General features: G+C 43.6%; 9 protein-coding genes. 1 reads left to right on the top strand and 8 read right to left on the bottom strand.

Annotated features, from left to right (window positions below):
• Positions 1–141: 141 nt before the first annotated feature.
• The 8 genes from G5B43_RS11845 to G5B43_RS11810 all read right to left on the bottom strand — a co-directional run bounded on the left by G5B43_RS11845 (position 142) and on the right by G5B43_RS11810 (position 12,289).
• Positions 142–1,857, bottom strand: a complete 1,716-nt coding sequence (locus G5B43_RS11845) for a GMC oxidoreductase (protein ID WP_165294957.1) — start codon at positions 1,855–1,857, stop codon at positions 142–144.
• Positions 1,858–1,884: 27 nt separating this feature from the next.
• Positions 1,885–2,400 carry a gluconate 2-dehydrogenase subunit 3 family protein gene (locus G5B43_RS11840; RefSeq protein ID WP_105718320.1) on the bottom strand — a complete coding sequence of 172 codons (516 nt, stop codon included), beginning with the start codon at positions 2,398–2,400 and terminating at the stop codon, positions 1,885–1,887.
• A 21-nt stretch (positions 2,401–2,421) separates the two neighbouring features.
• Positions 2,422–3,849, bottom strand: coding sequence for a glycoside hydrolase family 140 protein (locus G5B43_RS11835; protein ID WP_165294956.1), 1,428 nt, complete (start codon positions 3,847–3,849; stop codon positions 2,422–2,424).
• A gap of 26 nt (positions 3,850–3,875) precedes the next feature.
• Positions 3,876–6,215, bottom strand: coding sequence for a glycoside hydrolase family 3 C-terminal domain-containing protein (locus G5B43_RS11830; RefSeq protein ID WP_206367333.1), 2,340 nt, complete (start codon positions 6,213–6,215; stop codon positions 3,876–3,878).
• 34 nt (positions 6,216–6,249) lie between these two features.
• Positions 6,250–6,963: an SGNH/GDSL hydrolase family protein gene (locus G5B43_RS11825; RefSeq protein WP_165294955.1), complete on the bottom strand. Its 714-nt coding sequence runs from the start codon at positions 6,961–6,963 to the stop codon at positions 6,250–6,252.
• Positions 6,964–6,978: 15 nt separating this feature from the next.
• Positions 6,979–9,501: a hypothetical protein gene (locus tag G5B43_RS11820; RefSeq protein WP_165294954.1), complete on the bottom strand. Its 2,523-nt coding sequence runs from the start codon at positions 9,499–9,501 to the stop codon at positions 6,979–6,981.
• A 6-nt stretch (positions 9,502–9,507) separates the two neighbouring features.
• Positions 9,508–10,989 carry an L-fucose/L-arabinose isomerase family protein gene (locus G5B43_RS11815; RefSeq protein ID WP_165294953.1) on the bottom strand — a complete coding sequence of 494 codons (1,482 nt, stop codon included), beginning with the start codon at positions 10,987–10,989 and terminating at the stop codon, positions 9,508–9,510.
• Positions 10,990–11,086: 97 nt separating this feature from the next.
• The gene (locus G5B43_RS11810; protein ID WP_165294952.1) at positions 11,087–12,289 is read right to left on the bottom strand and encodes an MFS transporter; all 1,203 of its coding nucleotides are present in this window, start codon (positions 12,287–12,289) and stop codon (positions 11,087–11,089) included.
• A gap of 100 nt (positions 12,290–12,389) precedes the next feature.
• Here G5B43_RS11810 and G5B43_RS11805 point away from each other — a divergent pair, with 100 nt between their 5' ends.
• Entirely contained in the window at positions 12,390–13,130 is a 741-nt protein-coding gene (locus tag G5B43_RS11805) for a GntR family transcriptional regulator (protein WP_105718314.1), read from the top strand.

The raw sequence follows: 13,130 nt of genomic DNA, 5'->3' as shown, positions 1-13,130 counted from the left end.
AAAAAAGGTAGCCGCCCCCGATCGTTCTTACTGACGGGCTGATATCCTGCCGGAAATCAAAGAATTTAGATTGGAGCATGAAAGGTTCTTCACTTGTTTAGTTACTAAAGATAACTAAACAAATGAAGAATAAGAAATTTTCTACAAAAAACCTTTTTTCATCAACGTAAGTGCGTAATCAACAGCTCTAGCTGTCAGTGCCATGTAAGTCAACGAGGGATTCTGTGTAGCAGTGGATGTCATACAAGCGCCATCAGTTACAAAGACATTTTCACAGCTGTGCAGTTGGTTCCATTTATTGAGCAATGAGGTTTTGGGGTCGTGCCCCATACGCGCTCCCCCCATCTCGTGGATATCATTTCCGGGGCGGCGATCGTCGTTTCTCGTTTTAACGTTCTGGAACCCGGCAGCCTCAAACATCGCTGTCATCTGCTCAAAATAGTCTGCTCGTATTTTCCAGTCATTGTCGTCATATGCTACATCGATATGCAGCAATGGAACTCCCCACTGATCCTTTTTTGCCGTATCGAGCCACACTTTGTTGTTTTCTTTAGGAATAGTTTCAGCCATCATATGCGAACCTACCCGCCAATTTCCCAGTTTTGGATGCAGTAATCGATCTTTCAGTGATGGACCGACACGGGAAGTATCCGTAGACGGGTTCCTGCTGGCATTAAATGTCGCTGCCCAGCCCCGTAAGAAATCGGTTTCCTGTCTGTAAACATTGCGGAATCGGGGTATGTATCCCCCTCCGGCTGGATTTCTCCCATCGGTACGGTATGCCAACTCACCATCGTATTCGCCGGTTATGACCGCCGTATAACTGTGGAATGCGATATACTTACCAAGCAATCCATTATCGTTGCCCAATCCATTAGGAAAACGGTTTGAAATCGAGTTAAGAAGAATCAGGTTGCTGTTCAAGGCGGAGGCATTGACGAAAATCACCCGGCTATAAAAATCGGTTGCTTCCTTGGTATTGGTGTCAATTACCCGCACCCCTACCGCCTTGCCCTTTTGCTCATCATATATGATGGATTCCACGACAGAAAACGGCCGAAGAGTCATATTACCCGTTTTCTCTGCCCAGGGCAACGTAGACGCGTTGCTACTAAAATATCCGCCAAAGGGGCAACCTCGCTGACAAAGGACACGATTTTGACACTGGACACGTCCCTGTTCTAGATGGATGGGTGCCGGCTGAGATAGATGGGCACATCTCGCGCTTATTACATGACGGTTATCGTATTTCGATGCTACGATACGCTTAAAATGATTTTCTACTGCGTTTAGCGGATAAGCGGGCAAAAAGTCCCCGTCAGGAAGCTCAGCCACACCATCCCGATTGCCTGCGACACCAATGAAGCGCTCTACATGATCATACCATGGGGCGAGATCGCGATAGCGTATCGGCCAATCCACAGCAAATCCATCTCTGGCCGGGCCTTCAAAATCAAAATCGCTCCACCGTTGCACCTGTCTCGCCCATAAAAGAGATTTTCCTCCTACTTGATATCCCCGAATCCAATCAAACTCTTTTTCCTGAATGTAGGGGTGTTCATCGTCCTTGACAAAAAAGTGTGCGGAATCTTCTCGATAAGCATAACAGCGATTGGCAATCGGATTCCTTTGCTTATCTTCATACGGCATTTCTAACCGATGCTCAAACTCATAAGGATACATATTGGTTGTAGGGTAGTCCTTTACATGCTTTACATCCCGTCCTCGTTCTAAAACCAGTGTTCGTAATCCCTTTTCACAGAGCTCCTTGGCCGCCCATCCGCCGCTAATTCCTGATCCGATGACAATAGCATCAAAAGTCCGTTCCTTTATGCTATCTATATTGATATTTGCCATTCCTTAAATTACGTCCTTTATATTTATTCAAACTTTTGCATATCCATTATAGCGTCCGGGAACTAATTCGTATATCAGCTTATTTTTCATTACATACGCCGAATTCAAATATCCCTGTATAGCTCTTCTTTTTGTCATCATAAAAAAGCCAGACAATGGATGTGCCTTATCTTTTTCGATATCCATCAGGTAAGATTGTCGTTGATCCGAGCTAGCAAGCAAAAAAGACTTTCCGACAGTATCGTTCATCTCCTGATCCCAATCCTTCAGTCCTTGAACAAAAACCTGCTGGTCTTCTTCGCTATGGCAATCGTCAATCATTTTTAGTACAAAAAGGTGTAGATGAAGTGTTCTTCCTCCCGGACTATCGGTTTCGGGTATAATGGATTCCACTATTTCGGCCAGGAGATTTTCTTGCTCCGCATTAATATGCAGTTTACGTAGGGCGATAGAAGCTTTATTCGCCCTTCCCCAACATGATGGAAACAGTACTATTCCGCCTGCTATGAAAAATAATTGCTTTAGAGCTGTTCTACGTTGCATATGTTGATTCTTTGAAAAACGCTACTTCTTTAATTCCAAAATTAGAAGACAATCATCCATCGCAGCTGGCGGATTGAATTCCACAGGCCCTTTTGATACTACTTTTTCTTCATGTTGTATCTCACCATGACGAGGATCAAACCAACTGACTTTATAAACGGTGTCGGCAGATAAGGACAAATTCAACACAATCACTTGATTAACTGGCGTGTAGACACATACACAGGACTTATCCGCATTCGTCGCTGCCCTGATGTGTGATGTCCCGTGCCGATTAATACCATAAATTAATGATTGATCCGGAATCTGGGTTGAAAAACCCCAACGTTCCATAAAAAACCGAAGATGCTTTATTTGTTCGGCGCCCGGCCTTGTGAGTGCTTCCTGCCAGGTATACAAACTAGGAATCACCCATTTCTTCCCTGTGCCTACAAATTGCCATACGGCGTTATTCCCGTAGCTAAATCCCATTGCCCCCGACAAAAGCCCCCAATATGCCTGTTGGCGCACGTCTTTATCAGTAAAAAATCCTGCCTCGAAATAATCCCTGTTTATGATTATTCCCGACGTATCGAATACCGACCCGATAAGTTCCTCTGGTGATCTTTTTGATAAGTATTCCCAGAACTTTATAGGAATATCTTCGTAGGCCGGTTCCGCGTCTAGAAACGGCTTTTGCGGATCTAACAGACGGTGTGCCTCTGCATATTGATAGCCGGGTATCGATCGGCGGGCATGGCCCGTTTGGTACATATTAAAATCCAGCCAAGTAGATTTATGAAACCAATAAGCAGAACTGCTTTCTCCAGCCGGATGATAACTTATCAATTGCTTGGCATCATTGCCTGCCCGGACTCCTTCCGCTAGCTTATCCCAAATAAGCCTTGCTTGATCATTATCCACATTACGGTCTCCTCCGAGTACCCAGATAATGGGTTTATCTTTATAGCGGTCACCAAGAAAGTTACCGTATTGATAGGCATTTTTAGGCGTGAAGATATAAGAACGGTTACCATCTCTTGCATTTTGAACATTATTCCCCCAGGTAGGTAATATCGCTAAACGAAGTCCCAAACTTTGTGCCTTGTTGATGACATAATCCACATGTTCAAAGTATCGAAGGTTAGGCTTAGCCGGATCCTGTCTGTACAATGGAACTTCACCATAGGCATTAGGTAGCGTTAATCCTTCATGTTCCGCTAATATTACCGTATAGATAACGGTGAATCCTTGTTTCATCCGCACCGTTAAATAATGATCTACCTCTTCTCTATTTAATTTATGAAATAATTCCCATGCTGTGTCGCCAATCCATATAAATGGTTTTCCTTCTGGCGTTTGTACATAGTTTTTCGATGGTGCGACAACGAGCTGTTGGGCACTACCCACCTGCACGTGGACAACGATCAGCATACATATCGTGATCCAAACCGGTTTAATTATTGCCATTCTCTTTTTGATCCTCTTTATTATACTTATGATTGCGGTTTAACGGGCCGCAATATATTTATCGGTACCTGCGGAATCAACGATTTACTTACTTTTTCCGTTATCTGCGATTTCGCTAAGCGGAATTTGCCATTTGCTACTATAGTATCGGAGGACACCGCTATCATCAAATCATAAACACCCTTTTCTGCCACCCAAGCAGAAGCGCCCGTATCAAACGAAGAAAGCATACGAGGGGTAATCTCAAAACGAAGCGTTTCGCGCTCACCGGGTTGCAACAATCTCGTTTTCGCAAAAGCTTTCAGTTCCTTTTCGGGATGTTCCAATTTACCTGAAGGTGCCGTTGCATATACCTGGACGACCTCTTTTCCCGGATATCGACCTGTATTCTCCACCGTAACCAGCAGTGTCGCACTTCCCCCTTTTCCTTTTTCAATTTTGAAATTAGTATAGGTAAAGGACGTATATGAAAGTCCAAAACCAAAGGGAAACGATGTTGGAACACGAAATGTATCATAATATCGGTAACCTACATAGATATCCTCTTCATAAACAACTTCTGTTGGATTCCCGATAGGGGTACCAGGGAAGTTTTTGGCAGAAGGAGCATCGGCATAGCGTACGGGAAATGTAGTGGGGAGTTTTCCCGAGGGGGTAAATTTACCACTGACTAAATCCGCAACAGCGTGCCCACCCTCCTGGCCAGATTGCCAGGTCAACAATATACCATCTACTTTATCCTTCCAAGATGCCGTTTCCACAACACCACCAACGTTCAGTAGAACAACTACTTTTTTACGTTGAGCATGGTATGCATCCGATACACGATCGATTAATGACAGCTCCTCGGTTGTTAAATTAAAATGATCGACATGACGGTCACCGCCCTCACCAAAGATGCGCATAATCGTGATAATGGCCATATCGGTTTCCTTGGCGCTTCTTTCAATTTCATGATTATCCCACGCTAATTCACTTAAAATGCTATCCCTTGGGGGCATGGCCGTTATGAGGCTATCTGCCTTATCCCGCAAGGGCTTTCCTTTTTCCAGATGGCTCGTATATTTTTTTTCTAAAACCGGATCTAGTTTAAATCCGGCCTCCTTCAATCCTTCCGCAACAGACACGGCATGCTCATAATTGACCGCTCCGCTCCCTGTTCCCCCGGGCAGATTTTTGTAGCTATAATTGCCAAACAAGCCTATTGATGTAGATCCGGCTTGGATAGGCAACGTCTGCTGTTCATTTTTCAACAAAACCATACTCTCCCGCGCTACCCGTCGTGCGACTTCCTTACTCTTTTCAAAATCGGGCTTCTCCGTATAGGGATAATCTTTTACCGTACCTGTTTTTAATGCTACGTTGAGTATATTTTCTATATTTTGGTCGATTACGTCCATACTAAGATTTCCGTTGCGCAATGCATCTGCAATCGTATCCGTCCATACTTGTAACCCCGGCATCAGCAAATCATTATGCGCTTTCATCTGTTCAACCGGATCGTCTCCCCCATACCAGTCCGTTAGCACAAAACCATTGAATCCCCATTCTTTTCTCAGGATATCGACGAGCAATTCTCTACTTTGCGGCGTATATACACCATTTATTTTATTGTAAGAGGACATGACTGTCCAAGGTTTTGCTTCTTGTACCACGATACGAAACCCTTCTAAATATATCTCCCGCAATGCGCGCTCGGATACGATGGTGTTGATATACCGTCTGCTCGTTTCCTGATTATTGGCTGCAAAATGTTTTATAGAGGCTCCTACGCCTTGGGATTGTATTCCTTGCACATATGATGACGCCATTTTACCTGTCAATAAGGGATCTTCGGAATAATATTCAAAACTCCTCCCGCCTAACGGATCCCGATGAATATTCATGGCAGGGGCCAGTAAGATATCCACGCCATATTCAAGCGCTTCGTGTCCCATGGCTTCCCCTATTTCCCTAGACAGCGAGGTATCCCATCCTGAAGCCACCAATGTGGCAACTGGAAAAGCCGTAGCGTAATACGTTTGGCTGTCACCTGAACGTCTTGGCGCAATACGTACACCCGCCGGCCCATCAGACAGATAAATGGGTGGTATCCCTAAACGCAGAAAAGGATAGGTATATCCACCTACTGCTACAATATTTTTCTGTTTTTTGCCCGGCAAGGCGGTTGGATAGACTTCCCGACGTTTTGCTCCCGTCACCATCAAAGCCTTCTCGTCTATCGTCATCGCCGCGATGACATCCTTTAAAGGGTCTATACCAAATTGCGGGTACTTTTGTTGGGGCAAAGCCTCTTGCATAGTACCGATTAGCCCAAACATGATAGCGATGAAATAAAATCCTATATTTTGATTATTCTTTTGCATAATTTAGTTTTCTTCTAAGTACTTCGTCGGTATCTTATCTTTTTAAAAGCTTAAAAATTTCATTTGCGATCAACTCATGCCCTAAGCGATTAGGATGGTTAACGTGCGACATGAGCGGTGCTATCGTTCCCTTGTCTTTAAATACGGATTCAAACGCCGTGTAAGAATCAACAACGGGCAATCCATATTTTACCGCTAACTTTCTAACTTGCTGGGCATGCTTGCTCAGCAGATTTCCCGTATTTCCCATATCTTGCCGCTGATCGGGCGACGGTGTGAGTAGCACAACCGATTTGTCTTGTGCTTTTGCCTCCCTAATCATTTGTTCCCAGGCCACATGCGCCCGTTCCAAACCCAATCCTAAATCATTCAGCGCGTAGTCAATAAATATCACATCCGGCCGATGAGGCAATACATCGGATGTGAACCTAGCAGCACCTTTTTCAGCATGTTCTCCACCAATCGATGTAGTAATGATGTTAATCACCGCTTTTGGGTATTCTTTCTTTAGCAGACTAAGTAGGATATAAGGATAAGAATCTAACGTATGCACTTCCTGATTCGACCAATAACCAGATGGAACGGAATGTCCATGGAAAACAAGATTTATCGTTCGGTTATGCGGAAAGACCTTCGTCAGCTCCTGTTTCAGTGCTGCGAGATTATCTATAGCGCCTTTTTGTGCATTGGCATTGATAGCCAAGCACATAAAGAAACAAAATGTATAAAAAAACACTTTCTTCAACATTGTGTATTCATTTAATCACCACGCGACGGTGACATGCCCCGTCACATCTTTGATTACAAAATGGTGTCCGTATTTCGGGTCCCCCAATTCAAACGTTTGCTGTCCCCTCTTCCACGGATAGCCTGCGTTGAGGTACGCTCTAAAATTTTCGGCAGTGATATTCTCTTCCGGATAGATTCGAAGTGTCGCGTTCTTCAATCCAGCTATCCGAATTCTCCTGCTGATTCCCAATTCGCCCGAATGCATCTCTTTGGATGATACGATTCCGCCTTCTTGCTCTACAAAAACACGAACCTCGTTGTGCCAAGCGGTCGGGAGTTGATATGTGGTCATACCATTTTCTATTTTGCTATCATACCCATGTAATATGGGAGCTCCTTGTGGAAATTTAAATTTTTGCACTACCGTTGTATTTGGAGCATATCCCGAAAAGAAAAAGCCATTGTGACTGCGCGCAATACTGAGCATGGGACTCTTGATGGAAATATCATCTTTTTCAAAGGAAAACAAATAATCAAACTCTTTCAAGGCGTGGCGTGCCAGTTTTGGACTAATCGCCCATTCTTCTGGATTGTCCGGCCTCAAAAGCATCCCTCCTTGGAAACTACTCGAATTTGTTCCTCGGATATACACCACTTTACCGCCTTTCCAATCCGGTAGTGATCTCGACCATACTTGATCTCGCTTCTCATTTCCTTGCGTAACATGTACCAAACGCTTCGTATAGAGATCTTTCGTATTGGCAATAGCGGTGCGCATACTACCGCCTGAGAATAGCGGATTGTGTTTAATATTCGTAGGGGTATCGCCCTGCACCTTATCGAGTTCGATATGGCTGGTTAAGCGAAAATTGCCTTCTAATCCGCTCATATTTTTAAGGTTCAACAGATCTTTAAAAGCGTCGCTGGCTCGATCCGCAGGTCCATATACCATAACTTGTCCGCCGTTTTTAATAAACTTTGTCAACACATGCTCCTGCTCGGAACCTGCATCAGGAACGATGGTCAGTATAATGGATTCTCGGTAATAGTCAGGATCCGATTTCAACAACTTCGCAAAATTGGTCGTCGACGTGATCGTGTTTAAAGGCAATCCGTGGTTGATCGCTTGCCTGATAAACCAATCGCCATAGTATATTTCCGGTAACAGCTCCTGCTGCTTTTTTGCCCAATCGTGATATTCGTCAAACGGATATACCCAGACCAAGGGTCCGGCAGCGGTGGGTGAGTCTTCCCGACCTCTTAAAATATGGGGAATTACTTCATTTGGAACGACATCCGGAATGTTTCCGAACGAATCATCAATCGTCAAAAAGTTCAAGGTAGTAGGAAGGCCAACTTGGCCTTTTTCGTCAATCCGAGCTACGGACATCGGCATGTAGATATCGTGCGGAAAACGCCCATACCTATCCAACCAAGGGCTATTCAGCCACCACGGATCGTGGGTATAAAACCGATAGACATAACGATCGTCCGGCAAATCGGCAATATGGGACATATACCCCACCATCTCCAGTCCAAAATCACCATCAATGGCTGCCCAAGGAGAATTTGGCGGCGGCAGGATATCGAATCCCGACTTGTATATGGCCCTCAAATCCACCCCATCCCGTGCCAGATCGATGCCAGTAGAAAGATTGGAGCCTCTGGTCTGGATTTCGAAATCAGGGCACTCCTTTCTGAATAGCGTCCAAAAATTAATAATCTTTTGGCGCGTATCTTCCAATTTTTCTTTTAAAAAGCCTTCTCCTGTAAAAACCGCTCCGGTAGAAGACCAAGGCTCTACACCAAATCCGAACCCATTGCTTAACCAAAGAAAATCAAAGTTCAAATCTTGTAGGAAATGCTGGCTTTGTTTACCAAAAAAAGTTCCAAATGGTGTTTGATCTGGTATTCCGTTGGGATACGCCGCGTACGAGACATCATCCGCATGTAACACCGCATAACAACTGACAAATGATTTGTGCCCCATGGCGTTGCCTTCCAATATTTCAGGATGCCTCACGTATTTAAATTCAGATTTAGCAAATTCAGGCCCGGGATCAAAGGTCGCACCTATTTTTATCTCTTTGCCCGTTAATTTTCTCCCCTTTTCACGCAAGATTTCGATAATCAACTTCAGATCTGCATAGGAAAAATCGGGCGGGTTGTCCATATAAAGATACGCCCGCTCGTGTAGGGAAAGTTCTTTCGGGCCAGCGCCTATTTCATGATTCGTGTTGGGATTTCCGATGTACTTCGCCCACTCTAGCGATTGATCGAGTTTACCGGTATATTCCAATATTTCTGAGCCATCGGATATCCATAGCATAACAGAAACGGTATCTGTATGAACCAATAAGTTCGCCCATTGCCTAAACATGTGTTCTGCTACCTGCTCGATATATGCTCGACCTTTCTGCTTAAATGGTTTCAACGATGTCTCCAACGTGATATTTTGAAACTTTACAGGCTTTTTGGGATACTTCTCCAACCAGGAAACAAATAGCATGTAGAGTGGAAATAGTATCAATGCCAGATAAATTTTTGAGCCCTTCATATTATCTTATTTTACAAAAACAGTTTCTATATTAAGGTATCTTCCGATCTTTAGGATGGTTTCTGCATGATGCCCTATACCCAATGCAAAATGATGTGTAGGCCCTTCAGCAACCCAATTTTTCAAAAATTGACGTATATCTTCTCCAAAGAATCCACGTGTATTGGTATTTCCGGTCGGCGGTATAGGCCCTGCAACAGATTCACCTTCCGCTACGATGAATTTGAACCGCCCATCAAATGTAGAGCTGATGCTTAACATGGTAATCGGCCCTTCTTTAATTTTAAATTCTACGCCTGCCCCAAACCCCGGTTTACCATGATATTTTTTTAGGCTTCTTAATATCGGCTTACCCTCTGCAATCGTAACATTGTGTGGCCCATCATGACCAACCAACACAAAATTTTCGTTGAAATCTACTGGATGAAATTCCGCAAAACTACCGCCAATACCCAGTCGATCCATCACCATCATGGCTATACAGGTTTTTAAATCAGATTCTCCACACATCGGAAACCCCGCTGCAGTAAGAAGAGAGTTTCCGACAATCAAGTTTGACATGACGAGTTGCTCCGTACTTTGTGCTGCACCTTCATAATAATAAGCCAGGCCATCTAGTTTCTTCGTCACCACAAAAGCTTTCAACGCTAACGATACTCTTGCTGCTACTTCCAGATCGGCAGGTTTAAGCTTATCCGATATCGGATCGGAAACCGGATCCGGGGTATCAAAGAAATCCAGTATAAATTCCTTTTCTCTTTCCAGATCAATCACATCGACCTCCTGATATTGCTGAATAATCTCATGCGATTCACATTGCACCACATGCAAGCCGAAGTGGGCGGTCAGCATGGTAGAGTCGGTGTGCATGTCCAACATCGCTTCTATAGGGTGTCCAATATGCCCGATCCTGGCATCCTTCAAGCTGTGCAATACATTAGCAATGCGACAGTATTTACCAATCTCATCCACGGCTTCTGCATCATCATATAACGTCCCGATAATAACATCGGGTACCGGACGCCCCAACCGCACGGCAACTCCCGTAAATTCAGGCAAGGAACAAATATCATCGTTAAAAAGCTGCTTATAGGTAGACGCCTGTTCGTAATTAAGTGCCTTATCAGGTTGTAGTGCTACCAAGATTAATGGTACTTGGATGTTCTTTACTATTGCTCCGAAGGTACTCGAAGTAGCATAAGTAAGCATATCGCAAAAAATAAGATCCAGATCGGCACCCAAGAGCCTGGGGACAAGATCATACGCCGATTGCGCATCATCTACCATACCGAAGTCGACGACTTCGACATCAAATTGCTCTACCATGCTCATAAACACGGCTTGTTTCTCCTGCATATCAGCAAGCAGTCCATCAAATTGTGCCCAATATTTAACATATCCTACACCAAAAACTCCGATACGCGCCTTGCCTACTTTCTTTGATAGTGGTTTATAGAAGGCCGTATTTGAATCCAATTTTATTTCCATAATTATAGTTTATACTTAACGCACTAAGTTATTTCACTTCAAACATAATCATTAAATGATTATTTCACAAAAAAAATCCAACTATTTTATTTCGTCTTTAAAACAATGCTTTAATCCGGGGGAGAAACACCAAAAAAAGGAGAAAACCTAGGGGATACATTAACCCTGCCGTGACCCATAATGGTGTATACGAATAGCGTGTCACGATTTCTCCGATAAACGGGTTTATCAACAAACTAGACAACGCACCCGCAGTGCCGGACAGCCCTACGACGGTCGATGTCGCTTTACTTCCGAAAATATCGGAAATAGCGGTAATATAGTTCGTAATCCAAAATCCATGTGCAAATAGTAACAACGTTAGTAAGGCTATGGCAAACTGATAAGACCCGACGAACGCGATAAAAGGTGCACAGAGTGTCAATCCCGCCGCTATTCCCATAACCCATTTCCTTGCTTTATTGATGGAAACACCTCGCTGTATTAATTTGTCAGATATCCAACCGCCAAAGATGTTCGAAATTCCGAGTGCCAAAAAGGGAATCCAGAACAAATCGCCGATACGTTCAAACGACATCCCTCGATATTCGCTTAGGTACTTAGGCACCCAAAACATTAAGAAATACAAAACCGGATCAAGCAAGAATCGTATACTGACAAAAACCCATAAATATTTGTTTTTCAAAATGCTTGCAAAAGAAACACTTGGAGATACGATCTTTTCTCTTTGCGTACCGATATATCTTTTCCAGGGAATCAGTAACCAGCCAACCACCCAAATCATCCCAACGATAGCCGGAATAATAAAGCTTGCTCTCCAACCAAAGCTAGAGGCTACATAGATGGTTAAAGGTGGCGCCAAAACGGCACCGATTGCTGACCCACCAATGGCAATACCGTTGGCCATTCCTCTTTTCTTTTCGTCGAACCATTCATAAACGACCTTCGCCGCTCCGGGGAAACACCCACCTTCTCCGAAGCCTAAGAGAAACCGGAAAGCAATTAACTGGTAGAAGTTCTGCATAACTCCGTGCAGAAAACAAGCGATAGACCAGATCAATACCGCCAGTCCCAGACCAATTTTTCCACCGACAGTATCGATAATACGTCCCCCTATGGTAAACATTAACGCATAACTGACCAGAAAACTCGTATTTATCCAACCATATTGTACATCTGTAATGTGGAATTCCTCCTGGATTTTAATTATTGTCATGGACAAGACTTGTCTATCCAAAAAATTTAATCCTGTTGCAATAAAGACCAGGACCAACACTAACCATGCTATTTTATTCTTCATCTTGTTAACGCATTAAGTTGCAGATCATCAAACATAGTGAACACATTTGTTACACAAACTAATTATTTTATATTTGTAGCAGAATCGTTTTATATTATATATGGATCCCAAATTTATTCTCATCAGCGAAGAAATCATCAAACGCATCAAAGAAGGCGATTTAGCGCCCGGCGATAAGGTTCCTTCGGAAAATGAGCTAATCAAAACCTTCAAAGTCAGCAACACAACGGCACGGAAGAGCCTCTTAAACTTAGAGACACTTGGTTGGGTACGCCGAATTAAAGGCAAAGGCACATTTGTACTTAATCGCACCGGTGACCACAAAATTGTTCGCACATTGGGTTCGGTCGAATCAACGCGGAGGGGGTTCAATGAAAGTTTATCACAAGAAGGGTTCGCGCCTAAAAATATTGTCATTGAAAAAACGATATTACAAGAGGGTATTTCTACCATGATTCAACATAAACAACTGACGCTCGAAGGTCCGGTTTTGAAGATCCGCATCCTTCGTTATGCTGATGACGATATCCTGAAAGACGAAACACGCTATATATCCCTTAAACAATGTCCCAAAATCGAGCGTGTCTCGCCCGAAATTTCTTTTTTCAAAACATACGAGCAAACCTATCATATCAAAATAAAAACGATAGAGCAAACGCTTAAGACAACGATATTTGACACCAACACGCCGGATAATTACTTTGAGAACGACAAACCTCTCCCTATTTTTATCCTGGATGGAGCTGTCATAGCAGAGGACGGAAACATCATTGAAATAGAACATTCTTTTTATAGCGGAGATAAATACCAGTTTGGCGTTATCGCGCACCCTAATTACTAA

It is taken from the genome of Sphingobacterium sp. SGR-19, from assembly GCF_011043555.1.
Lineage (GTDB): Bacteria > Bacteroidota > Bacteroidia > Sphingobacteriales > Sphingobacteriaceae > Sphingobacterium.
The sequence above is the reverse complement of the archived record's forward strand: the minus strand, read 5'-3'. Positions and strand labels throughout refer to the sequence as shown.

What these genes read in the sequence shown, in the direction of transcription:
- G5B43_RS11845 (WP_165294957.1), bottom strand. Translation starts at nt 1,857, where the DNA reads ATGGCAAATATCAATATAGATAGCATAAAGGAACGGACTTTTGATGCT.
- G5B43_RS11840 (WP_105718320.1), bottom strand. Translation starts at nt 2,400, where the DNA reads ATGCAACGTAGAACAGCTCTAAAGCAATTATTTTTCATAGCAGGCGGA.
- G5B43_RS11835 (WP_165294956.1), bottom strand. Translation starts at nt 3,849, where the DNA reads ATGGCAATAATTAAACCGGTTTGGATCACGATATGTATGCTGATCGTT.
- G5B43_RS11830 (WP_206367333.1), bottom strand. Translation starts at nt 6,215, where the DNA reads ATGCAAAAGAATAATCAAAATATAGGATTTTATTTCATCGCTATCATG.
- G5B43_RS11825 (WP_165294955.1), bottom strand. Translation starts at nt 6,963, where the DNA reads ATGTTGAAGAAAGTGTTTTTTTATACATTTTGTTTCTTTATGTGCTTG.
- G5B43_RS11820 (WP_165294954.1), bottom strand. Translation starts at nt 9,501, where the DNA reads ATGAAGGGCTCAAAAATTTATCTGGCATTGATACTATTTCCACTCTAC.
- G5B43_RS11815 (WP_165294953.1), bottom strand. Translation starts at nt 10,989, where the DNA reads ATGGAAATAAAATTGGATTCAAATACGGCCTTCTATAAACCACTATCA.
- G5B43_RS11810 (WP_165294952.1), bottom strand. Translation starts at nt 12,289, where the DNA reads ATGAAGAATAAAATAGCATGGTTAGTGTTGGTCCTGGTCTTTATTGCA.
- G5B43_RS11805 (WP_105718314.1), top strand. Translation starts at nt 12,390, where the DNA reads ATGGATCCCAAATTTATTCTCATCAGCGAAGAAATCATCAAACGCATC.